This is a genomic window from Nitratidesulfovibrio sp. SRB-5 (genome assembly GCF_019931275.1).
In the GTDB taxonomy this organism is placed as follows: domain Bacteria; phylum Desulfobacterota; class Desulfovibrionia; order Desulfovibrionales; family Desulfovibrionaceae; genus Cupidesulfovibrio.
On sequence record NZ_JAIOTY010000006.1, the window covers coordinates 1 to 22,716 of the forward strand.

Annotated in this window: 16 protein-coding genes; 12 read left to right on the top strand and 4 right to left on the bottom strand. The window is 68.0% G+C overall.

Annotation, left to right across the window (positions count from 1 at the left end):
* The first annotated feature begins 970 nt into the window (after positions 1–970).
* From rdgC to K6142_RS16045, 7 genes are all read left to right on the top strand, one after another.
* The gene (gene rdgC, locus K6142_RS16015; RefSeq protein ID WP_167123110.1) at positions 971–1,588 is read left to right on the top strand and encodes a recombination-associated protein RdgC; all 618 of its coding nucleotides are present in this window, start codon (positions 971–973) and stop codon (positions 1,586–1,588) included.
* Between the two features lie 22 nt (positions 1,589–1,610).
* Positions 1,611–2,147, top strand: a complete 537-nt coding sequence (locus K6142_RS16020; protein ID WP_012612065.1) for a hypothetical protein — start codon at positions 1,611–1,613, stop codon at positions 2,145–2,147.
* Positions 2,148–2,292: 145 nt separating this feature from the next.
* Complete coding sequence (locus K6142_RS16025) at positions 2,293–3,324, top strand: ABC transporter permease (protein ID WP_190245987.1); 1,032 nt, start codon at positions 2,293–2,295, stop codon at positions 3,322–3,324.
* The gene (locus tag K6142_RS16030) at positions 3,321–4,175 is read left to right on the top strand and encodes an ABC transporter permease (RefSeq protein WP_190245986.1); all 855 of its coding nucleotides are present in this window, start codon (positions 3,321–3,323) and stop codon (positions 4,173–4,175) included. The genes K6142_RS16025 and K6142_RS16030 overlap by 4 nt, the downstream gene beginning before the upstream one ends.
* A 3-nt stretch (positions 4,176–4,178) precedes the next feature.
* Positions 4,179–5,942, top strand: coding sequence for a glycosyltransferase (locus K6142_RS16035; protein ID WP_190245985.1), 1,764 nt, complete (start codon positions 4,179–4,181; stop codon positions 5,940–5,942).
* Between the two features lie 13 nt (positions 5,943–5,955).
* The gene (locus K6142_RS16040; RefSeq protein ID WP_223380945.1) at positions 5,956–7,608 is read left to right on the top strand and encodes a DNA repair protein RecN; all 1,653 of its coding nucleotides are present in this window, start codon (positions 5,956–5,958) and stop codon (positions 7,606–7,608) included.
* 139 nt (positions 7,609–7,747) lie between these two features.
* Positions 7,748–9,313 (top strand): hypothetical protein, encoded by a 1,566-nt coding sequence (locus K6142_RS16045; RefSeq protein WP_190243735.1) that lies wholly within the window; start codon positions 7,748–7,750, stop codon positions 9,311–9,313.
* A gap of 123 nt (positions 9,314–9,436) precedes the next feature.
* On the opposite strand, the gene rnr is transcribed toward K6142_RS16045, so the two are convergent.
* From rnr to K6142_RS16065, 4 genes are all read right to left on the bottom strand, one after another.
* On the bottom strand, positions 9,437–12,364 hold the full coding sequence (gene rnr, locus K6142_RS16050; RefSeq protein ID WP_190243734.1) for a ribonuclease R: 2,928 nt from the start codon (positions 12,362–12,364) through the stop codon (positions 9,437–9,439).
* 246 nt (positions 12,365–12,610) lie between these two features.
* On the bottom strand, positions 12,611–13,729 hold the full coding sequence (gene lpxK / locus K6142_RS16055) for a tetraacyldisaccharide 4'-kinase (protein WP_190243733.1): 1,119 nt from the start codon (positions 13,727–13,729) through the stop codon (positions 12,611–12,613).
* Between the two features lie 347 nt (positions 13,730–14,076).
* On the bottom strand, positions 14,077–14,784 hold the full coding sequence (locus K6142_RS16060; protein ID WP_190243732.1) for a Bax inhibitor-1/YccA family protein: 708 nt from the start codon (positions 14,782–14,784) through the stop codon (positions 14,077–14,079).
* Between the two features lie 479 nt (positions 14,785–15,263).
* Positions 15,264–15,815: a hypothetical protein gene (locus K6142_RS16065; RefSeq protein WP_223290218.1), complete on the bottom strand. Its 552-nt coding sequence runs from the start codon at positions 15,813–15,815 to the stop codon at positions 15,264–15,266.
* Positions 15,816–16,214: 399 nt separating this feature from the next.
* Between K6142_RS16065 and K6142_RS16070 the strand changes: the two genes are divergently transcribed.
* The 5 genes from K6142_RS16070 (at position 16,215) to K6142_RS16090 (ending at position 22,630) form a co-directional block, all read left to right on the top strand.
* Entirely contained in the window at positions 16,215–17,714 is a 1,500-nt protein-coding gene (locus K6142_RS16070) for a response regulator transcription factor (protein WP_190243731.1), read from the top strand.
* Positions 17,715–18,070: 356 nt separating this feature from the next.
* A complete protein-coding gene (locus tag K6142_RS16075; protein WP_190243730.1) occupies positions 18,071–18,793 on the top strand; it encodes a molecular chaperone TorD family protein in 723 nt (240 codons plus the stop codon).
* A 171-nt stretch (positions 18,794–18,964) separates the two neighbouring features.
* Positions 18,965–21,196 (top strand): molybdopterin-dependent oxidoreductase, encoded by a 2,232-nt coding sequence (locus tag K6142_RS16080; protein ID WP_190243739.1) that lies wholly within the window; start codon positions 18,965–18,967, stop codon positions 21,194–21,196.
* A gap of 10 nt (positions 21,197–21,206) precedes the next feature.
* Entirely contained in the window at positions 21,207–21,794 is a 588-nt protein-coding gene (locus K6142_RS16085; protein WP_190243729.1) for a 4Fe-4S dicluster domain-containing protein, read from the top strand.
* A gap of 2 nt (positions 21,795–21,796) precedes the next feature.
* Positions 21,797–22,630 carry a DmsC/YnfH family molybdoenzyme membrane anchor subunit gene (locus K6142_RS16090; RefSeq protein WP_223380946.1) on the top strand — a complete coding sequence of 278 codons (834 nt, stop codon included), beginning with the start codon at positions 21,797–21,799 and terminating at the stop codon, positions 22,628–22,630.
* The last annotated feature ends 86 nt before the right edge of the window (positions 22,631–22,716 follow it).

Below are 22,716 nucleotides of genomic sequence, written 5' to 3' on the forward strand. Positions count from 1 at the left end.
TTGAGGCACCCGTACGATTGATTACTATCGTAAAGGCTGATTCCTTCCCGACTCGCTATTTACTTGTCAAAGAACCGCAGCCTTGCGACCGTCGGCCGGGCCAGTGCCCGAACCATTCTGCCGTACACGCTGTGCGTGCGGGCGGACTTTCAGCTATGCTCCTTTCGGAGACATCCGTCAACACCCTTTCGCGTTTTTTTTCGCGATGGCCGTGTCGACCTTTTGCCCGCCCGGTCCTGCGCAGCCCCTTTGCAGAAGGCGTTGCCGGTTCCGTTCGGCGCGGAGGTGGTTTCTACGCGAAACCCGGATGAAGTCAACACCGTTTTTTCATTTTCTTGAAATTAACATACAACACACCGATAATTCAGACATAAAATCAGGCATGCATTACATCGGAATGTCCCCTTCCGGGGGCGCTCATGCCCATGCGGCGTTCGTGGTCGCCTTCGGGACCACCTGCAAGGGATGCTTTTCACCTTCGCACCGGGACATTCGAGCGGTCCCTGCCGTGCCATCTTCTTCTCGGCTCGCCACCCGCTTGCCGGTCCGCTGGCGCATTCACGCTACCCAATCCGTTTTGCCGACCGCGTCCTGCTTGGCGCTGCCCCTGCCCCCTATATATGTATGCACCAACGAAACGCCCCTTTCATCTCCCCCCCCCGGCTTTGGCGTGCATGCCCGTGCCGGACGTGCCGCCCCTGCCCTCCGGCCTTTCCGTCCTGCCCTGCCGTCCTGAATGGCCTGACTGGCCCGACTACTCCGGCTGGTCCGACTACTCCGGCTGCCTTGGCCGGCCCGCTCATCCTGACAGCCTTGCCCATCCTGGTTGTCCCGCCATCCCTGTTGGTCCGCCATCCTGACTGCCCCGGTTGCCCCGTCCGTCCCGTCCTGCGCACCATGGGGCACGGGGTGGCGCGCCACGGCAAGATAGGCTAGGTATGTGCCCAATCCGCAACCAAGGGAGACACCAATGGGTTTTCTTAACGCCAGCAGCAGCTTCACCCGGTTCCGCATCGCGGACCCGGTGCCCGCCACCCTCTGGCCCACCCTGCCCGACAAGCTGAAGCAGTTCTGCTTCCGCGACATCGACAACACTTCCGACGAACGTTCCTGGGGCTGGGTGTGCTTCGACGACATGCTCGACACGGCCTGGCGCACCGCACCGCCCGAAAAGGGCGGATACATTGCCTTTTCGCTGCGCCAGGACACCAGGCGCATTCCCGCCGCCGTGCTGAAGAAGCACCTGTCCCTTGCCCTGCGCGAGGAAGAGGCCCGCAACAAGGAACAGGGCAAGAAGTTCATCTCGCGCGAGCGCAAGAAGGAACTGAAGGAACAGACCCGGTTGCGCCTGATGTCGCGGTTTCTGCCCATCCCCGCGGAATTCAACGTGCTGTGGGCCATCGACACGGGCATCATCTATTTTGCGTCCACGCAGTCGAAAATGATCGACCTGTTCTCCGACTATTTCACGCTGACCTTCGACCTGCACCTGGAACCGCTGACGCCTTACGCGCTGGCCGCCTCCATGCTGGACGAGGCCGCCATGACCCGCCTGGACACGCTGGAACCCACCCGGTTCGCCGGGTAGGCGCGCCGGACAAGGACATACGATGAGCGACACCCCCTATCTCGGCCAGACCACCGACGTGATCCTGGGCCAGGAATTCCTGACCTGGCTGTGGTACCGCAGCGAAACCGCGCCCGGTTCGTTCCGCATGCCGGACGGCAGCCCCTTTGGCGTGCACATGGAACAGCGCATTTCGGTGCAGGGCGGCGAAGGCGAAAGCCTGGAAACCGCCACCGTCTCCGGCTCCATGTCGCCCCTGCGCGAAGCGCGCATGGGCCTGACCACCGGCAAGAAGGTGACTCGCGCCCTGCTGCGTTTCGAGCGCGAGGCCGATTCGTGGCAGGTCAGCCTGCGGGCCGAGGACTTTTCCCTCAACAGCCTGAAGACCCCCACCGTGGAAAAGGATGGCGAGGGCGGCGACGACGATCCCGACGCCCGTCTGCTGGAAAAGATCTACCTGATCGAAACCTGCCTTGGCTTCCTGGACGAGGTATACCGCCAGTTCATGGAGGTGCGCCTTTCGAAGCGCTGGGCAGAGGAAGTGCGCGACCTGCGCGGGTGGATGGAGCACGAGGCGTAGGGACGGCCCCCGCCCCCCGCCACCACAAGGCTTCAAGGACAATGACGACGTGACCAGCGATCTTCGCGATACCCCGCCAGCGCCGCCCGCCACCACAGACACCCCGGCGGACGGCCACCGCCATGCCGCGCCGCGCCCCGGCCGCATGGCCGCCATGCTGCGTCGCATGGCCCGCAAGCTGGCGTGGATGCTCTTCGTGTTCTGGGGCATCACGATCATCAGCTTCTGGGTCATCCATCTGGCCCCGGGTTCGCCCACGGACATGCAGACCACCATGAACCCGCTGGCCGGGGCGGAAACGCGCAAGCGGCTGGAAGCCCTGTACGGGCTCGATAAGCCGCTGCACGTGCAGTACGTGCAGTGGCTGGGGCGCCTGTCCCGGCTGGACTTCGGCAATTCCATGTCCAGCGACCCGCGCCCGGTGTGGGACAAGATCAAGGAACGGCTGCCGCTTACCGTGGGCATGAACGTGGCCTCGCTGGTGCTCACCCTGCTCTGCGCCATTCCCATCGGGGTGGCGTCCGCCCATTGGCAGGGCAGGCTGTTCGACCGGGCCATGACGGTGCTGGTATTCATAGGCTTTGCCATGCCCGGCTTCTGGCTGGCGCTGCTGCTGATGCTGCTGTTCGGCATCCACCTGCAATGGCTGCCGCTTTCCGGCCTTACATCGCTGGACCATGCCGCCATGTCGCCCTTGGGCAAGGCATGGGACATCATGGCGCACCTGGCCATGCCCATCTTCATTTACACCTTCGGCAGCCTTGCCGGGCTTTCGCGGTTCATGCGCGCCTCCATGCTGGAGGTGCTGCGGCAGGACTACATCCTTACCGCGCGGGCCAAGGGGCTGCCGGTGCGCACGGTGATCTTCCGCCATGCGCTGCGCAACGCGCTGCTGCCGGTCATCACCATCCTGGGGCTTTCGCTGCCGGGGCTCATCGGCGGCAGCGTGATCATCGAATCCATCTTCGCCCTGCCCGGCCTGGGGCAGCTGTTCTACCAGGCGGTCATGGCGCGCGACTACCCGCTGATCATGGGCAACCTGGTGCTGGGCGCGGTGCTGACGCTGGTCGGCAACCTGTTGGCGGACCTGTGCTACGGCCTGGCCGACCCGCGCATCCGGCTCACCGGAGGCTCGGGCGGTGACGGCGCGGGGAACGGCGACGGGGGCAACGCATGAGCGCCGCCGACCTGATCTCACCCCGCCGCTGGCTGCTTTTCTGGACGCGCCACCCCATGCTGGCCACCGGCCTGTCGCTGGTGCTGGCCATGTCCGCGGCGGCCCTGCTGGCCCCGTGGATAGCCCCGCACGACCCCACCGCGCTGAACCTGACGGCCATCCTGCAACCGCCGTCTTCCGCGCACCCGCTGGGCACCGACGCCCTGGGCCGCGACGTGCTTTCGCGCATGCTGCACGGGGCGCGGGTATCGTTGTGGGTGGGCTTCGTCTCGGTGGGCATCTCCGTTGCCATCGGCCTCGCGCTGGGGCTGGCGGCGGGCTATTTCGGCGGGTTGGCGGACGAACTTATCATGCGCTGCGTGGACATCATGCTGTGCTTTCCCTCGTTCTTCCTGATCCTTGCGGTCATCGCCTTCCTGGAGCCCAGCCTGCTGAACATCATGGCGGTGATCGGGCTCACCTCGTGGATGGGCGTGGCCCGGCTGGTGCGCGCGGAAACCCTGTCCCTGCGCGAGCGCGACTTCATCGCCGCCGCCCGGCTGGCCGGGGCGGGGCCCGTGCGCATCCTTTGCCTGCACGTGCTGCCCAACGCCGTGGCCCCGGTGCTGGTTTCCGCCACGCTGGGCGTGGCCGGGGCCATCCTGACCGAATCGGCCCTGAGCTTTCTGGGGCTTGGCGTGCAGCCGCCCATGCCCAGCTGGGGCAACATGCTGCTGGAGGGCAAGGACGTGCTGGAAATAGCCCCGTGGCTGTCGGTGTTTCCCGGTTGCGCCATCCTGCTCACCGTGCTCGGCTACAATCTGCTGGGTGAAAGCCTGCGCGACCTGCTGGACCCGCGCCTGAAGCGCTAGGCCATGCGCATCGCCTGCGTCGGCACGCACCTGGCCGCCAGCTTCCGGCGCATGGGGCACGAGGTGCTGGACCTGCACCCGCCCGGCGGCATCGTGGACATCGCCGCCCTGCTGGATGCGCACGGCTTCGCGCCCGATCTGCTGGTGCAGCAGGAAACGCTGGGCGCTCGGGTGATCCTGGCCGAGCTGGAAACCCTGCGCTGCCGCAAGGCGTACTGGGCCATCGACAGCCATCTGAACATGCACTGGCATCGCCACTACGCGCGGCTGTTCGACGTGCTGTTCACCCCCCACCTTTCGCTGTTCCGGGCGCTGCCGCCGCAGTGGCGCCATCCGCAGGCCGTGCACCTGGCCATGAGCGGGCACGCCCGCCCGTGGCAGCCCCACGCCGGGCGCGGCCACGACGTCTCCATGGTGGGCGTGCTGGACAAGCACCGCCCCCTGCGCGGCTGGCTGGCCGAACTTCTGCGGGGCCGGTTCGGCGTGCAGGCCCGACAGGGCGTGCCCTTTGCCGAAATGCTGGCCCTCTACGGCGATACGCGCATCATTCCCAATGAATCCATCGGGTTCGAGGTCAATTTTCGCCTCACTGAAGGGGCCTCGTGCGGGGCCTGCGTGCTCACGCCAGACGTGGGGCCGGACCAGGATGCGCTGTTCGACGACGGGCACGAAATGGTGGTCTACGCCGACGGTCTGGACCTGTTGGAAAAACTGCGCTTCCTGCTGCGCAGGCCGGATGTGGCCGAGCGCATTGGCCGGGCCGCCTGGGAACGGGTGCAGGCGCAACATTTGCCGGACCACCGGGCCGCCACCATGCTGGAGGCCGTAGGTTCGACGCCGGGCAATGCCGCCACCGGCATGGCGGGTGCCGAAGCCCTGTGGCTGACGCTGTTCCACCGCATGCGCACCGACGTGCTGGACCTGCCCCCGGACGCGGTGCCCAACGCCCTGGACGACTTGCCCGAAACGCCGGAAAGCATGGCCGCGCGGCTGCGTGCCGTGGCGGAACCGCCCAGAGGACAGACGCCGCTGCCGGTGCGCGAAACACCGGCCCTGGCCGACGTGCTCGACCGGCTGCTGGCCACCGGTGCCCACGCGGAGGATCTGGACGTCAACGTTGCCGCCGCCGGGGCAGCCCTGGTACGCGGCGACCTGAAGGCCGCCAAACCCTTCTGGTACCGCCTGCACCAGGCCCGGCAACTGCGCCAGCCGGACAAACCGCAGTCCGTCTACCACGCCTGCCTGCTGTGGGCGGAACTGCTGCGCCGCGAAGGCCGCGACGCCCAGCCGGGCTTCACCTATGATCCGGAGCGCCACTGCCCGGAAGCCGCCTTCGAGATGCTGGTGCTGGCGCAACGCCACAACGGCGGCGACCTTGAATGGATGCGGGGGGTTGAGCGCTTGACTTCGCGCCGCAAGGCGCTCACTTTTTACAGGCTCGGCATTCTGGCGCGCCTTGCGCTGGAACCCGGCGCGCCGTGGCGCACCCAGGCGGAGTACGGTCTGACCTGCCTGCGCGCCTACCGCGTCGAGCAGGGACTGCACGAACTGGCCGAGGCCGGACGCCGCGCCACGGCGGAAGGGCAGCAACGGGCCTTCCTGCGCCTGCTGGACGGGTACGCCCCCGGCGGGCACCTGCGCCGGGGACTGGATGTGGCCCCCGCCGCATCGCCGGCCATGCCATCCGCCACGCCACCGGACGCCGAAGCCGACATTTCACCGGACGCCATCGCCGCCCCCCCGGCGGACGGCGGCGACCGGACCTGAGCAAGGACACCTCATGCTGGAATACCTGCGCATTCGGGACCTCGCGCTCATCGAGGACATGGAACTGGATTTCGCCCCCGGCCTCAACGCCCTTACCGGCGAAACGGGCGCGGGCAAAAGCTTCATCCTCAAGGCGCTCAATTTTCTCATCGGCGACCGGCTTGCCTCGGACATGGTCCGCCCCGGCAAGGAAAAGGCCCACGTGGAGGCCCTGTTCGCCCTGCCCGACGGCGACATGGTGCTGCGCCGCGAACTGACGGCGGACACGGGCCGCAGCCGCCTGTTCATCAACGACCGGCTCAGCTCGCAGGACGCGGTGCGCGACATGCGCGCCTCGCTGGTGGTGCACACCAGCCAGCACGGTCAGCAGAAGCTGCTGCAACCCGCCTTCCAGGCCCGGTTGCTGGACGAATTCCTGAACCGGCCCGATCTGCTGGCCGCTCGCGACGATGCGGTGAAGGGGCTGCGCGAGGTGGCCGCCAGACGCGAGGAACTGGCCGCCCGCGCCCGCTCGCTGGAAGACCGGCGCGACGTGCTGGAATTCCAGCAGCGCGAGATCGACAAGGTGGCCCCCGAGGCGGGCGAGGAAGACCGGCTGGAAGAACGCCGCCGCGCCCTGCGCGACGTGGCATCTGCCCAGCAGGCGCAGGAACGCGCCCTGGCCGTGCTGCGCGGCGAGGACGGCCCCGGCGTGGCCGAGGCCCTGGGCCTGCTGGAACGGGCGCTGGACGGTCTGGCCCGCCTGCACGGCTCGGGCAGCGGCGACGCCACCACCGGGTCCGGCGACGCCTCCGGCTGGGCTGGCGACGTGGCCACCATCTCCGCCTTCCGGCAGGGGCTGTCCGACCTGGAACGCCGCCTGCGCCGCCGCCCCGCCCCCGCCGCGTCCGATGGCGACGACGACATGGACGTGGAAGCCATCGAAAAACGGCTCTACGAACTTGCCCAGCTGAAACGCAAACTTCGCCGCACCCTGGACGAAATCGTGGACCTGCGGCGCGAGATCGAGGAAAATCTTTCGTTTCTCGATGCATGCCGTCTGGACCTGCGCACCCTGGAGCGCGAGGAAGAGGCCCGGAAGGAAGAGCTGTGCGCCGTGCTGGCTGAACTGAATCCCGCCCGGCAAGAAGCCGCGATCCGGCTGGCCCAGGCGCTGGAGGGCGAACTGGCGGGCCTGGGCTTTTCCGAACATGTGCGCGTGACCTTCGACTTCACCCCGCACGAGCCGTGGCCCGGCTGCGTGGAGGACCGGGCGCGCCTGATGTGGGTGCCCAACCCCGGCCAGCCGCCGCAGCCGCTGGACCGCATAGCCTCCGGCGGCGAACTTTCGCGCTTTCTGCTGGCGGTGGTGGGGCTGATGGCCCGCGACGAAACCGCCACCCTGATTTTCGACGAAGTGGATTCCGGCGTGGGCGGGCTGACCCTGAACCGCGTCTCCGAGCGGCTGGCCGCGCTGGCCGGACGCAGGCAGGTGATCCTGATCACCCACTGGCCGCAACTGGCCGCCCGCGCTGGCCGTCACTTCCAGGTCAGCAAGGAGGTGGCGGACAATGCCACCTTCACCCTGTGCCGCAGGCTGGATGGCGAGGACATCCGCAAGGAGCTGGCACGCATGGCCGGGGGCGGCGGACAGGGCGAAGCCATGGCCCGGGAGCTGATTTCATGATATCGCTCGGCCATTAAGGCCATGATATCCGGTTGACAAGCCGCCCGCCAACGGACAGAGACGTGAACACCCCCACGTGCGAATGGGGGATTACACCCAGTTTCGTCCCCCCGCAGAATGCCGCCCGCAGGAACCTGCCATGACCGACGCGCGAAACCATGAACCGACGCAAGGCCTGCCGCCCGACGAGCGCCTGGCCGCCTACGTGGCCTGCCTTGCCGCCACCAAGGACCGCCGCGCCGTGCGCGAGGTGGTGGAGCGTGAGGTGCTGCTCTGCCTCATCCGCACCAACAGCGACCGCATCAACGAATACCCGCTGCTGGAAACGCAGCAGCGGTCCATCATCGAAATAATGGCCGCCCGCGGCGCCGTGGACCCGCTGCACGGGCACATCCGCAAGCTGGTGGGCGAATTCGTGGCCCAGTTGGGGCAGTATGCCAAGCCGGGCGGTGGCGATTCCAGCCAGGTGCGCACGCGGCTGGTGAACACCGAAACCCAGTTGCTGAAATGCGTGCAGGGCGTGGTGTACACCACGGCCCTGTGCACCGACAATTTCATCGAAACCCTGGTTCGCGCCTACGGCGAAGATGCCCTTGGCCCCTCGGACGCGGTGACAGAATCCACCGAACTGGACGAGCAGTTCTGGCGCAAGCACTTCGAGCATTTCGTGGTGCGCATGGTGGACGAGGCCTATGACGCCATCATGACGCAGGAAGCGTTCACCCTGTCCAAGGAACGTTCGCTGCTGGTCATCCGCTACCCCTTCGACGCCCTGCTGGAACGGCTGTGCCGCACGCCGAAACCGCTGGACAAGACGCGCGTGCAGACCCTGTTCGAGTTCGAGACGCGCGACTTCGCCAGCCGCAAGGCGCGCAAGCTGGTGCACGACATCCTGCAAGGCATGGCCGCCAGGCCCGACTATTCCTTTGCCTCGGGCGACATCGATTTCATCAGCCAGATCGTGTGCATAGACCCCGCAGCCCGGGAAATGGAAAAGCTGCAAACGCTCCTGCTGTCTGGCGGCCTGCCGGGTGACGCCACGAGCGGCGCGCCGGGCGAGGCCCCCGGCACGGAAGGCGAGGCCCCCGCGACACCCGCGCCAGAGGTCAACGCCGAGCAGGTGCAGTTCCTGCGTGAACAGGTGGTGGGCATGGCTTGCAGCGTGGCCATCACCCTGAACCTGCTGCGCGAGGACTTCTTGCGCGCGCTGGACGGTTTTTCGCCCAAGGAAACGGCCATAGTGCGCCGCACCCTGGGTGATTTTTCGCTGCCGTGCCTGGGCAGGGCCCTGCAATCGCTGCTGGAATTCCAGTTCGTCACCCTGTTGCGCCGCCGCGCGGGCGAGGACATGGGCAAGATCCACATCCGCACCCGCAAGGAACGGCGCACCTCGGTGGCAGCCGTGGAGACCCTGTTCGATTCCGGGCTGACGCGCATCCGGCGCAACAAATTGTGGCAGCCGGACCCCGGCAGGCCCACCATGCAGTTGTTCCGCCCGCAGACGGCCACGGAACTGGAATCGCTGCTGCACCTGTTGCAGATAGAGCCGCAACTGGCCCGTGAAATTGGTTCGCTGTGGACCGACGCCTCGTTCCGGGTGGAATTTGCCCTGTACATCAGCCTGGACCTGCTGTCGCGCTCCACCACAAACCTGAACCAGCGCCTGGCCGAACTGCTGTCCCGCTTCGGCATCACCCGGTTGTAGCCGGGCCATGGCGGCAGCCCGCCGCGCCCGGCATCCGCCCCCTTCCGCCCATTCCGCAATGCAATGCCGCCCCGGAGGTTTCCCTCCGGGGCGGCTGCTGTTCATGTCCGGGGACAAACGCGATCACGCGTTGCCGCTGCTCTCGGTGCCCTTTCCGGCCTTCCCGGATTTGGCGGGCTTGGCGGGCTTGGCGTCGCCCGTCTTCTTCGGAGCGGCCTTGGCCGCGCCGCGCTTTTCGGCTGCGGCGGCCTTGCCGGGCTTGGCGGTCGTATCGGATTTGGTGACCGTATCGGATTTGGCCGTCTGGCCGGAAGGCTTTTCCTTCGTGGGGGCATTGCCCTTGCCAGGCGTGGCGTTGCCGGTCTTGCCTTCCTTCGCCTTGGGGGATTTGCCCGGCGTGGCGGCCTTTTCCTCTCCCGCCTTCTTCGGGGCGGAGGTCTTTTTGGCGGAGGGCTTCGAGGCAGCGGGCTTCGGGGCCGCCCCCTTGCGGGTGGCGGGCTTTGCGCCTGCCTTGCCGCCCCGCCCCTTGCGCGGCGCGTTCTCGAACGGTTCCGGCAATTCCGTGGGCATGGGATCGTCCCAACCCGCGTCGGTGGTGGAACGCGCCCTGGCCTTGCGCGACGTGCGGTCGGCATGGGCGGCGGCAGACGGCACCGTGGCCGCCGCGCGGTCACCGCGACCGATGGCGTCACGCGTACCGCGTCCGGCATCACCACGCGTACCGCGTCCGGCATCATCACCAGATTCGCGACCCGCCCTTGGCTCTTCGCCACGGCCAGGGCCGCGCCCGCCGCGTGCCCCCCGGTCGCCACGGCCTGCACCGCCGGCACGACCGGCATTCCAGTCCCGCCCGCCCCGGTCACGCCCGGCGGGCCGGGGCTTCTTGGCCCCCGTGGACGCCACGGCGTCCGGACCGGCCAGCGCCAGATTCACTTCCAGCCGGGCCACGTTGACCTCGGCCAGACGCACGGTCACGGTCTGTCCCAGACGGAAGCTGCGGCCCGTGCGCTCGCCCACCAGTTCCTGCCGCTCCGGCAGGTAGCCGTAGTAGTCGTCGTCCAGCGACGACAACCGCACCATGCCCTCGGCCATCACCTCGTTGAATTCCACGAAGAAGCCGAAGTCGATGATGCCGGAAATGACCCCGGTGAACTCCTCGCCCACCCGTTCGGACAGGAACAGCACGGTGATGCGCTTGAGTATCTCGCGCTCGGCCTCCATGGCCACGCGCTCGTTGGTGTTCAGGGTGTCGGCGATGGTCAGCAGGGCCCGCTCGCCCGGCAGCGGCCCGTTCACCGGCAGTCCCAGGGTGCGCCGCAGGGCGCGGTGCACCACCAGGTCCGCGTAGCGGCGGATGGGCGAGGTGAAGTGGCAGTAGCACTCGGAGGCAAGGCCGAAATGTCCTTCGTGGTCGGGCGCATAGCGGGCCTGCATCATGGTGCGCAGGGCCATGCGGTTGACCAGGAACTCCTGGTCCGACCCCCTGGCCGCCTGCAACACGCCCTGCAACGCCTTGGCCGATGCCTTGCCGGGCAGGTGCTGGGCAAGCGAGGTGCGGCCCAGCACCTTGAACAGCCCTTCCAGCTTTTCGGTGTCCGGCTCCGGGTGCACCCGGTACAGGAAGCGGGCGTTCTTTTCGGTCAGGAAGCGGGCCACCGCCTCGTTGGCGGCGATCATGAACTCCTCGATGATCTGGTGGCCGAAGTGGCGCACCTTGCGGCCAATGTCCACCGTCTCGCCGTAGATGTTGAAGATCACCTCCGGCTCGGGCAGGTCGAAGTCCAGGCTGCCGCGTTCGCTGCGTTTGGCGTTCAGCAGGCGGGCCAGCGCTTCGGCGCGTTCCAGAAGGGGCAGCACCGGGGTGAGCAGGCGGCGCTCCTTCTCGTCCTTTTCGATGATCGCCCGGTTGACCTGCCCGTAGGTCAGGCGGGCCTTGGACTCGATGATGGCCGCATAGAACTTGCTGCGCCCGGGGGTGCCGTCGGCGTAGAAGAAGGTTTCCGCCACCATGGCCAGGCGGGGCACGCGCGGGTTCAGGCTGCACAGGCCGTTGGAAAGGGCCTCGGGCAGCATGGGCTCCACCGACTGCGGGAAATAGTACGAGTTGGACCGGGCCTGCGCCTCGCGGTCCATGGCAGAGCCGGGCCGCACGTAATGGGCCACGTCGGCGATGGCCACCCACAGGCGGTAGCCGGTGCCCTGCTCTTCCACGTACACGGCGTCGTCGAAGTCGCGGGCCTTGGCCCCGTCGATGGTGACGAACTCCAGATGGCGCAGGTCGATGCGGCCTTCCATGTCGTCGCGGCCGGGCACGGCGGGCAGGTCGCGGGCTTCTTCCAGCACCTCGGGCGGAAAGTCGGTGGGCACGTCGTGGTTGATCTTCACCAGCCGTTCCTGCACCAGCACGTTGTCGTCGGCGCCCAGCACGGCAAGCCCGGTGGCGGCCCACAGGCCGTCCTCCACCTTTTCTCCGGGTGCGGCCACCACAAGGTCGCCCTTTTCGGCCTTCTCTTCCACGGCGCTCATGTCCACCACGAAGCTGACGGCCATGCGCGGGTCAGCCGGGCGGCACAGCAGGCTGTGCCTGCCCATGCGGCGCACCACGCGGGCGGGTATTTCCTTGCGGCCCCGCTCCAGCACGCGCACGATGCGCCCTTCCGGGTTCTTGCCATGGCGGCCCGGCAGCAGGGCCACCACCACCTTGTCGCCGTGCCAGGCATCGCCCATCTGGTAGGGATGCACGTAGATGTCGTCGCGCCCCTTTTCCTCGGGCAGCACGAAGCCCATGCCAGAACGCTGGATGGACAGGGTGCCCGTGACCAGCCGCAGCTGTTCCACAAGGCCCCAGGCCCCGCCGCGCAGGCGGATGATGCGCCCCTGCCGGACAAGGTCGTCCAGGCGGTCTTCCAGTTCCTTCTTCATGCGGCGGTGCAGGCCCAGCATGCGCATCAGCGCGTCGATCTTCAGCGGGCGGTGCGCCTCGCGGAACAGGGTTGCCAGATCGTTGGCGTCGGGCAGCACGTAGCTTTCCTCGCGTTTCTTCTTTGTCATATGGATGTCCTTTCCGGGCATGCCGGAGTGAAAGATGTCGAATGCGGGCGGGCTGCCGGGGCGGCCAGGCGGTCTGCGAAGACCCGTGCCCATTGCCGCCGGTTGCCGTCAGCCTCGTCTTGCTGGTTCGCCCTGCCGGTTCGTTCTGCCGGACCGTCCTGACGGATCGTTCCGGATCGGCGCCCCCGGCAAGGGGCGACCAACCGTGACGGACGCGACAGGTCAGGCCGGACGGGCGGTATGGCGTCAGGCCCGGCGGGCGGCGGAAAGCCCGGCCCAGCGGGCGGCCCACCATTCGGAAAAACTGGTCGCGGACCACAATGCCGGTCCGAATTCGGTCACCAGGTCGAAGGCCCACAGGTCCGGCTGGTTGGCCCCCTCGTGCCCGGCACCTTCGCCGCACAACGGCGCCAGCTTGACGGCGTCCTTGGGGGTGCACACCACCGCGCACCCCTCTCCCGCCAACTGGCGCACATCGCCGGGGCCGTAGGGGTGATGGTCGGGAAAGATGCGGTGGCGCAGCGGCGGATAACCGAAAAAATGCGTGGCCGTGGCGTGCACCTGCGCCGGTTCGCCCACGCCGGTAACCAGCACGTAGGGCGCGCCGTCCAGATGCGCACGGGTGGCCGCCCCCTGTTCCGCCGGGCGCGGGTCCAGCCCCCGGCCCACCCGCATGAGGCCGCGCGGCGCAAGGCGAAAGCTGAACACCGGCATGCCGTAGCGGACCAGACGGCGTTCCAGCTGAGGCCCCAGTGCATTGAACAGGTCCGGCTCCGCCTTCACGCAGAAGGCGTGCGCCCTGCCCAGCGCGGATGTACCCTCGCGCCACGACCCCGCCGGAATGGTCCGGCCCCATTCACCGGTCAGGTCCACCGGACGCAGCACCACGATGTCCAGGTCGCGGCGTACCGCCAGATGCTGAAAGCCGTCGTCCAGCAGGTACAGGTGCGGGGCAAGGTGCGCCTCTGCCCAGTGCCCGGCGCGCCGTCGCACCGGGTCCACCAGCACGGCGGCATCGGGGTTCTGACGGGCCAGCATCAGCGGTTCGTCGCCCGCCTCTGCCGCCGTGTTGCCGGGGCGCACCAGCAGGGGAAGTTGCGGGGGCTTCGCCCCGTACCCGCGCGTGAGCACGGCGGCGGACAGCCCGTGCGCCCCGCACCAGCGCAACAGCCAGTGCACCAGCGGGGTCTTGCCCGTGCCGCCCCAGCAGATGTTGCCCACCGATACCACCGGACGCGGCGGGGCAAAGCGCGGCAGCACGCCCGCCTCGTACGCGGCGCGGCGCGCGGCCATGCAGGCGGCATAGGCCGCGCCCAGCGGGCGCAACAGGGGGGCGCAGGTTTTCTGCACGGCGGCGATGTTCATGACGCCGCCCCGATTGATCCGGGAAAGGGCAACGATGTGCGCATGCAAGCAAGTCTATCATGCGCGGGCGCGCTTGTCGCCGGGGGAATGCGGACGGAGGGCCGGGCGGGCTGCATCACGGCGAGGGCAGGGCAAGGGCGGGGCAAGGACTAGGCTAGGACCAGGCAAAGACCGGGCAAGTACGGGGCACGGCAGCCTGAACAGGCAGAGCCAGTTGGCGCGCTGTATCACGGGCATGGCACGCCGTGCCGTCATCATGCGAAGGGAGGCTTTGCGCCGCCCATGCAAAAGGGGGGCTTGCGGCCCCCCCTGGCAGTCACTGTCGATCAGGCAGGCGATGCCCGCCGCTAGTCGCGCGAAGAGCCGAACAAGCGCAGCAGCATCAGGAACAGGTTGATGAAGTCCAGGTACAGCGTCAACGCGCCCAGGATGGTGCCGCGCCGGATGGCGGTGGCATCGTCCATGGGGGCGGTTTCGCCCATCATGCGCAGCTTCTGGCTGTCATAGGCGGTCAGGCCCGTGAACACGATGACGCCGATGGCGCTGATGACCAGCGACATGGCCGAACTGCCCACAAAGATGTTCACCACGCTGGCGATGAGAATGCCGATGAGGCCCATGAACAGGAAGCTGCCCCACGAGGTGAGGTCCTTCTTGGTGGTCAGGCCGTAAAGGGACATGGCGCCGAACATACCCGCCGCCGTGGCGAAGGCCTGAAACACCGTTCCTGCGGTGTAGGCCAGCAGCACCGCGGAAAGGGTGATGCCGTTCAACGCGCTGTACAGCACGAAAAGCCCGGTGGCAGCGCCGCCGGAAAGGCGTGCGATGCCCGCGCTGATGCCCATGACCAGACCGAGTTCGGCAAGGATCAGGCCGATCAGCACGAAGCTGTTGCCGAACACCAGTTGCAGCATGGCCGGGCTCGACGCCGTGAACCACGCGGCACCAGCCGTCACGGCAAGCCCCACGAACATCCAGTTGTATACACCGCGCATGAAGGCGTTGACGGTTTCAGCCCGCGCCCTCGTGGGTGCGGAGACCGTGCGTCCGAGCATGTCGAAACCTCCTGTAACGTTTGTGCGGAACAGCCATTCCGGCGGGGCCGGGAAAACATCGAGATTCTACTACGCCGTTCCAGTTTTGCTAAATAACAATCCTTTCCCCCCCTGACAAGGGCACGGGCCGCATCTTCCTGCGGAAGCTTCCGGCACGCCGCATACCGTGGGCCCGCCACCATCCCTGCCCTTGCCCCGCATCCTTCCGGCACACCACGTGTTCTTCCGGCGTGGGCCAGCTGCTGTACGGCTCCCGCCCGTCCGGCAGGTGCACAGGCCGCCCCGCCCCGCCCCGCCCGGCCACGGCCACGGCGAAAAAGCGGACGCAGCGCCGGAGCGCCCACGCCAGACGCCGCGAAACCTTGGAGAGTGAAGGGAACGGACACGCCCGGACGGGGAGAGAAAAAGAGGGAAAACGCGAAAAAATGGTCGGACATACGCGGGCAACAGCGGCCCGGCATCAGCCCGACGGGGGACGGCTACGGCGCAACCTCCACCGGCACGCGGCGCTCCATCACGGTGCGGGCCTTGGCCCCGCCGCAACTGGAGCGGGCCACCAGGGTCACGGTCAGGTCCAGTTCGTAGCGGCCCGGCGCGCTGAAGCGCACTTCCGACTCCGGGTACCCGGTGGTGGAAGATACCCGCCCGCCCTCCGGCCCGGCGGCCTTGTCGATGTTCACCACCGGAAACACGCCGGAAGGCAGGGGCGGCCCACCCAGCGCCACCACCACCGCAAGGGGCGCGCCCACACGGGCAGTGGCGGAAGCAGCCCCCGGTTTGCCCAGTGCCCCCTGCCCTTCCGAATATCCCTGATCGGGCAGTACGGGGGCCACCAGCCGCGCGACATGTTCCGGAGAGGTGAGCGGGCACGGCTCGCCCACCGGGACGGCATCCCGCGCGGGCATCACGGCAGGGGCAGCCGCATCGGCCGCCACGACCGGAGCCGCCCCCGGCAATCCTGCCAACGTTCCGGCAAGCGATCCGGCCAACGTCCCGGCAAGCACAGCCGCCACCAGCCAGATGCGCGGCATCGTCACGGCGCACCGTTGCCCTCCGCCACGGCGCGCGACCGGCCAGGCGATGCGGAACCGCCAGAACGGCCCGACAGACGGGCATCCCCCCGGTTTCCCGGCTTTACGCCCGCCCCCGGCATATTGCCTGCGTTCGTCCACCACGACCTCCGCTCGCTTTCCGCCAGACACGCCCTTGTGCCCACGCGTGACTTGGGTAAAGAATACCACAGCCGCGCGGGGGCGCAACGCACCGGGTACCCATCGGGTATGCCGCAGCGGGTTGGCTTTCACCCCGCCCGCGCCCCCCTGCCCTGCCGATCATGCTTCGGGCATTCGCCGATCGTGCCCGCCAGTTTGCGCCCGCTCCCGATGGCCCCCTGTGGCTGCAAAACCGGGCGCACACCTTCCGGAGTTTCCATGACCAACCACCGCCACCGCACTCCCGCCGCATCCCCGGCCACCTCCAAGGCCGACGCGCATGCCGCCGACACGGCGCCTTTCACGGCGGCACGGCCCGTGCTGCTGGACATCGAAGGCCAGATGGAACTCTTCCTGGCCCGCTGGTCCGAGCGCATGCGCGAGGCGGGCTACCTGCGCCACACCACGGCCAAGCGGCAGGACTGCATCGATTCGCTGCTGGGGTTCCTGCACCCCCTGCGCGCCGCGCTGCACGCCGGGCTTGCCCCCACCTTCGGCGACCTGGTGCGCGAGATCGAAGACGGCATGCCCACCGCCGCCCCGCACGGCTGGGGCCATGAGTTGCTGGCCTCGGCCCGGCGCCACCGCATGCGCGGCGTGACCGAGGCCATGTTCCTGGGCTGCTTCCACACCCTCGTGCACGCGGTGCTGGACGTGGTGGAGGCCATGCCCGCACCCCGCCGCGCCCGCGATGCCGCCGCGCAGGTGGTGCGCCTGTACGGCGACGCCTTTGCGGTGCTGTTCACCCGCCACTGGGAATCACGCCGGGCAGAGGTGGACACCACCCAGCTTGACGAGGCCAACCGCCTGCTCACGCTTGAAAAATGCAAGGTGGAAAACTTTCTCGATTCCACCTCGGACATGGTGCTGGCCATCGACGCCGCGGGCATCATCACCAGCGTCAACCGCATCGCGCAGCAGCACCTGGCCGGGCGCGCGGTGCCGGGGCTGCCCATCTGGGCGGCGCTGGGGCTGGAGGGCGAAAGCATGCAGGACCTGCTGCGCTTCTACCCCCTGGGGGTCTCGTGCGAGATCACCCCCGCCGCCGCGCCGGACGTGGAGCTTGCCGCTGCCGCCGCCAACCGCCCCGAAGCGGGGCCGCCCCGTGCCGCGCAGGTGTTCCGCATGCGCATATCGCCGCTCAACGCCGTCAGTCTGGCCAGCGACGGGTATCTGGTCATGCTTACCGACGTGACCAGCCACGTGCACCAGCGCGAGGCGCTGGAACGGGTTGTGGCCGAACGCACCGAGGCCCTGCGCAATGAAAAGGCCCACCTGGAGGAAATGAACATCACCCTGCGTACCGTGCTGCGCAACATCGACGGCGAGCGCGCCGAAATCAACCGCGAGGTGGCCCGCAAGGTGCACGCCATGCTGCTGCCCGCGCTGGACCATCTGGAAGCGGACATGGAGCCGGAGGTGCGGCGCGGTTACCTGACCGTGATCCGCGACCAGCTGCTGCGCCTGGCTCCCGACGATGCCGGGCCGGATCCGCTGCTGCTGCGCCTGAGCCCGGCGGAAATGCGCATCTGCCAGTTCATTCAGGCGGGCAGCCCCACCAAGGACATTGCCAGCGCCCTCAACCTGTCCGTGGAAACGGTGCAGACCCACCGCAAGAACATCCGCCGCAAGCTGGGCCTGCACGGCAAGGACGCCAGCCTGTGCGTCTTCCTGCGCAACGCCCCCGGCCCGCGCCAGCCCTCCGGCGCTGAGGGATGAACGGATGATTTTCTCGCGTCGGGCATGATTTTCTTCGTCACTGCCTGACGCGCCCAAGGCCAGGCAATCCGCCCGTGCGGCCAGCATGGCCTGCCGTCCCTTTTGCCGTCTCCTGCTGGCGCAACCGACCGAACACCTGCCCGCGCAGGGGGTTGCCCCCTCCATTCCGGCCACGCCCTTGGCCACCCCCTTCCTCATCCGGACGCTTCCGCTCCGCATCGGGTAGTACCCCCTACCCATTATCACCCCATTTCATAGCCTTGTGACGTTACCGCTCCCGGACTAGCCTGCATATGTCCAAAAACAGGCCACTGTCCGCATCCGCCGCGTGCGGCCCGGACAACCGAGGAGACGCAATGGATCACATTTCCCTCACGCCCGGCACGCCCCGCGATGCGTGCCTGTTGCGCGCCCTGCGCGACCTGTTCTCCGCGCGGGGTGCGGACGACATACGCGCAGCCTCGCTGGCGCTGGATGCGTGCCGCACCAGATTCGGGTGTCCTCGCGCCGTGCGCGGCGCTCCCCCTTGCGCCCCCCCCGGCGTGGACACCATCGATGCCCCCGGCCACTGGCGCGATACCGAATACGCCTTCAACCGGCTGTTCGTGGGCCCCATGGCCGTGCCCGCCCCGCCGTACGCCTCTGCATGGCTGGAAACGGAACCCCGCCTGATGGGCGAGTCCACCATGGACGTCCGCAACCTGTACCACGCCCTCGGGTATGCCGTACCCGACGAAGGCGCCACGCCCGACGACCACCTGAGCTTCGAACTGGACGCCGCCCTGGCCCTGCTGACCCTGCGCGAAGCGGCAGGCACCGCGCCGTCTTCTTCCGCCCCGCAGCCTTCCCCCCCTGCGCTCGCCACCGAGGCGCAGGAAGCATGGCGCTGGCTTGTGGCGGAGCACATGGGGGCATGGGTGCCACGCTTCGTGCAGCACGCCCTGTCCGAACCCGACGTACCGCCCGCCATTGCCCGTGCGTTGGCCATGCTGCTGTGCTGGCAGGAAGATGCGGCCACGGCCTGCGCCCATCGTCACACCCCGGAAGCAACCGCCGAGGCGTCGGCACCTTCCCTGTAACCGACGCATCGGCACCTATTCCCGCAGATCATGCAACCCACGGAGGTCATCATGTCCAAAACGACTGGCCCGACCGGCCCGGCTGGCCCGACTGGCCCGACTGGCCCGACTGGCCTCAACGGCCCCGGCTGCCCCGATGGCACCCCCTCGCGCGGGGCGTCGTCCTGTTCCATGAGCAGGCGCAGCTTCCTCAAGGGGCTCATCGCATCCGGCGCGCTGGCCACGCTGCCCTGCGGGCTGCTGCTGCCCCGCAACGCGTCCGCCGCGCCCTTCAACAAGGCCGATTTCCAGATCTTTCGCAACGCCTGCCCGCGCAACTGTTACGACACGTGCAGCATCGTCACCTACGTCAGGGACGGGGTGGTCAGGTTCGTGGAAGGCGCGCCGGAATCCACCTACACGGCGGGCGGCCTGTGCGTGAAAGGCTACAGCTACCCCCGCCGCGTCTACAGTCCCGACCGCATCAAGTACCCCATGGTCCAGGACGGGCGCGGCAGCGGCAACTGGCGGCGCGTCTCCTGGGACGAAGCCATGGAACGCATCGCCCGCAAGCTGCTGGAGATAAAGGAAAGGGACGGCAACCTGCTGGGCCTTGCCCTTACCAAGTATTCCGGCAACTTCGGCATCACCAACTACGGGGTGGAGGGCATGATGTCCTCGCTGGGCTACACCACCCGCCTCGTGGGCACGCCCTGCTGGCCCGCCGGCATCGACGCCCAGAACTACGACCTGGGCGACATGTGGTGCAACGACCCGGAAGACATGGAAAAGTCGCGCTACGTCATCATCTGGGGCGCCAACCCGGCGTGGTGTTCCGTGCATTCCATGAAGTACGTCTACGCCGCCCGCGACCGGGGGGCCAAGATCGTGGTCATCGACCCGGTGCTGACCCAGACCTCCGCCAAGGGCGACGTGGCCTGGCAGCCGGAAACCGGCAGCGACGGCGCGCTGGCGCTGGGCATGGCCCGGCACGTGCTTGACCTGGGCCTGGTGGACCGCGACTTCGTGGCCAACAACGCCGTGGGCTTCGAGGAATTCGCCGCCTACCTGCGCCAAAACGTCACCGTGGAATGGGCGGCGGAAAAGTCCGGCATTCCCGCCGATGAAATCCGCCGCGTGGCCGAGGAATTCGCCACCGCCAGGCCCGCCACCATCTGGATAGGCTACGGCATGCAGCGCCACGTCAACGGCGGGGCCGCCGTTCGCGCCATCGACGCGCTGGTGGCCATGACCGGCAACGTGGGCAAGGTGGGCGGCGGCGCGCGTTACGGCCACCTGCAAACCTGGGGCTTCAACTACCACGCCATGATCCAGAAGGCCCCGGCGGGTTCCATCGGCTTCACGGGCAAGGCGGGCCCCAAGGGCGAATTCGACGTCACCGCGGGCGCAGCGGCAGCCGCCGCCTACACCGACCGCGCCCTGAACATCAACAAGACCGCCCAGGAACTGCTGGACGCCCAGAACCCGCCGGTGCGCGTGCTGTGGTCGTCGTGCAAGAACCCCTTCGCGCAGGACTTCGACCGCAACAAGCTGGAAAAGGCCTTCAACAAGCTGGAAATGGTGGTCAGCGTCGAACAGTTCTTCACCGAAACGGTGCGCCATTCCGACATCGTGCTGCCGGTAACCACCCTGTTCGAGGAATGGACCGTCAACGCATCCTACTGGCACTACTGGGTATCGCTGAACGAGCAAGCCATCGCCCCGATGCACGAGGCCAAGTCGAACATCGAAATCGCGGCGCTGCTTTCAAAGCACATGAACCGCCTGTCGCCCGGCTCCTGCACCTACCCGCAGGACATCGACACCAAGGAGTGGATGGAGAAGGAGTTCAACAAGGGCGTGTACGACCTTCTGGGCATCACCCACTGGCAAGACCTGCGCAAGGGCCCGGCCAAGGCGAAGATGCCGTCGTCCGCCTCGTGGAGCGACCGCAAGTTCAAGACGCCCTCGGGCAAGTACGAGTTCCGGTCCGACCTGTGCGCCAGCCACGGCCACAAGGCCCTGCCGGAGTACAAGGAAGGCCGCAAGCCCTACGCCCCCTACCGTCTGCTGACCCCGCACAGCAAGTTCGCCATCCATTCGCAGTTCGCCAATCTGGACTGGATGGAGGAATTCCAGACGGAACCCTTCGTCTACCTGAACCCCGCGCTGGCCAGGGCCAAGGGCATCGCCGACCTGGACACGGTGCGGGTGTTCAACCCCATCGGCGAGGTGAAGCTGCGCGCCAAGATCACCAACACGGTGCCCGGCGACTGCCTGCTGATGTACGAGGCGTGGTTCCGCAAGCTGAACTTCAACGTGCAGAACCTTGTGGACGACGAATCGGCGGACATGGGGGCCTACAAGACCGGCGCGCCCGGCGTGGCCATTCACGACCAGTTCGCCGACGTGGCGAGAGCATAGGAGGCCGCCCATGACCACACAAAAGACTTCCCTTCCCCGGCAGCGCGCGTTTCTGGTGGACGTGGAGCGCTGCATCGGCTGCTTCACCTGCGCCATGGCCTGCAAGAACTACTACCACCAGGAAACCGGCGTGGTCTGGCGGCAGCTGTACCCGCTGGACGAGGCCATCTACCCCCACCGGGAGCGGGCCTTCTTCTCGCTGGCCTGCAACCACTGCGAAAACCCCGCCTGCCTCAACGCCTGCCCGGTGAAGGCGTACGAAAAGCGCGAGGACGGCGTGGTGGTGCACCATCAGGACCGCTGCATCGGCTGCGGCAACTGCATCCGTTCCTGTCCCTACGGCGCGCCGCGCTACAATCCCGTGCTGAAGAAGGCGGAGAAGTGCAGCCTGTGCCACGAGAGGCTGGACGCCGGTAAACAGCCCGCCTGCGTGCAGAGTTGCCCGGTGCGGGCGCTGCGTCTGGTGGACATCGCCGCCCTGTCCACGACCGACGCCGCCAACGCCGTGCAGTACCCCGCAGGGTACCCGGAAATGCCGCAGGTCAATCCGTCCACCCGCTTCATCATGCCCAGAACGCCCCGCGTGGTGAGGAGGTAGCCATGCAGAACATCGAACTTCCCCTGGTGCTGTTCACCGTGCTGTCTCAGGCCGCCGTGGGCATGGCCCTGCTGCTGGCCGTTCGTTCGTGCGGCTGCGCTGGCGGAGCCTGCGCGACCACGCCGACCATAGCGGGCACGGGCGAAAACGCCCCCGGAAGCCGCACGGAATGGCTGACCGCCACCATCGTCATGGGCGTGGCCCTGCTGGCCTCGCTGTTCCACCTCGGCCATCCGGAAGGGGCGGTGCGCACCATGGCCCATCTGGAAAAGGCCTGGCTGAGCCGCGAGATACTGGCCTTTGGCGCGTTCGCCGCGCTGCTGGCCGTGGCCGCCCTTACCGGCAAGGCGGGCGCGGGCCTGCGCGCCGCCGCCGCGCTGGTGGGCCTTGTCGCCCTGTACACCTCGGGCATGACCTATGCCCCGCCCGCCATGCCCGCCGTGCACAACGCCGCGCCGCTGGGGTTCTTCCTGCTGTCGGCGCTGCTGCTGGGGGCCTCGTTCGGCAGCTGGTTCGCGGGCGAGGGCAGCCAGCCCATGCTGCGCGCCGTGCTGCTGGGCAGCCTTGCGGCGGCGCTGGCCGTGTACGTCATCGTGCCCTGCGTGTGGGCGTCGGGCGGCACGGTGATGCAGATGACCGCCCGCGCGTGGCTGGCGTCGCCCCTGTACTGGGCGCGGCTGGTGCTGGGCATCATCGTGCCGTTGGTGGTGATGATCCGCAGCCCGCGCATCCCCCGCTGGATGGGGCCGCTGGTGCTGCTGGGCGAACTGGCGGGCCGGGCGGTGTTCTTCGGGGCCACCGTGCATGCGGCCATGAATCTGGGCGCGCCCTACTAGGCCTGCTTCGGATTCTCCACTGCCTTCGCCCGAATGAAAACGGGGCGGCGTTCTTCCGAACGCCGCCCCGTGGTATTCTCGCAGGC

Coding starts and splice junctions, on each gene's coding strand:
- rdgC (WP_167123110.1), top strand. CDS start 971: ATGGGTTTTCTTAACGCCAGCAGCAGCTTCACCCGGTTCCGCATCGCG.
- K6142_RS16020 (WP_012612065.1), top strand. CDS start 1,611: ATGAGCGACACCCCCTATCTCGGCCAGACCACCGACGTGATCCTGGGC.
- K6142_RS16025 (WP_190245987.1), top strand. CDS start 2,293: ATGGCCGCCATGCTGCGTCGCATGGCCCGCAAGCTGGCGTGGATGCTC.
- K6142_RS16030 (WP_190245986.1), top strand. CDS start 3,321: ATGAGCGCCGCCGACCTGATCTCACCCCGCCGCTGGCTGCTTTTCTGG.
- K6142_RS16035 (WP_190245985.1), top strand. CDS start 4,179: ATGCGCATCGCCTGCGTCGGCACGCACCTGGCCGCCAGCTTCCGGCGC.
- K6142_RS16040 (WP_223380945.1), top strand. CDS start 5,956: ATGCTGGAATACCTGCGCATTCGGGACCTCGCGCTCATCGAGGACATG.
- K6142_RS16045 (WP_190243735.1), top strand. CDS start 7,748: ATGACCGACGCGCGAAACCATGAACCGACGCAAGGCCTGCCGCCCGAC.
- rnr (WP_190243734.1), bottom strand. CDS start 12,364: ATGACAAAGAAGAAACGCGAGGAAAGCTACGTGCTGCCCGACGCCAAC.
- lpxK (WP_190243733.1), bottom strand. CDS start 13,729: ATGAACATCGCCGCCGTGCAGAAAACCTGCGCCCCCCTGTTGCGCCCG.
- K6142_RS16060 (WP_190243732.1), bottom strand. CDS start 14,784: ATGCTCGGACGCACGGTCTCCGCACCCACGAGGGCGCGGGCTGAAACC.
- K6142_RS16065 (WP_223290218.1), bottom strand. CDS start 15,815: ATGCCGCGCATCTGGCTGGTGGCGGCTGTGCTTGCCGGGACGTTGGCC.
- K6142_RS16070 (WP_190243731.1), top strand. CDS start 16,215: ATGACCAACCACCGCCACCGCACTCCCGCCGCATCCCCGGCCACCTCC.
- K6142_RS16075 (WP_190243730.1), top strand. CDS start 18,071: ATGGATCACATTTCCCTCACGCCCGGCACGCCCCGCGATGCGTGCCTG.
- K6142_RS16080 (WP_190243739.1), top strand. CDS start 18,965: ATGAGCAGGCGCAGCTTCCTCAAGGGGCTCATCGCATCCGGCGCGCTG.
- K6142_RS16085 (WP_190243729.1), top strand. CDS start 21,207: ATGACCACACAAAAGACTTCCCTTCCCCGGCAGCGCGCGTTTCTGGTG.
- K6142_RS16090 (WP_223380946.1), top strand. CDS start 21,797: ATGCAGAACATCGAACTTCCCCTGGTGCTGTTCACCGTGCTGTCTCAG.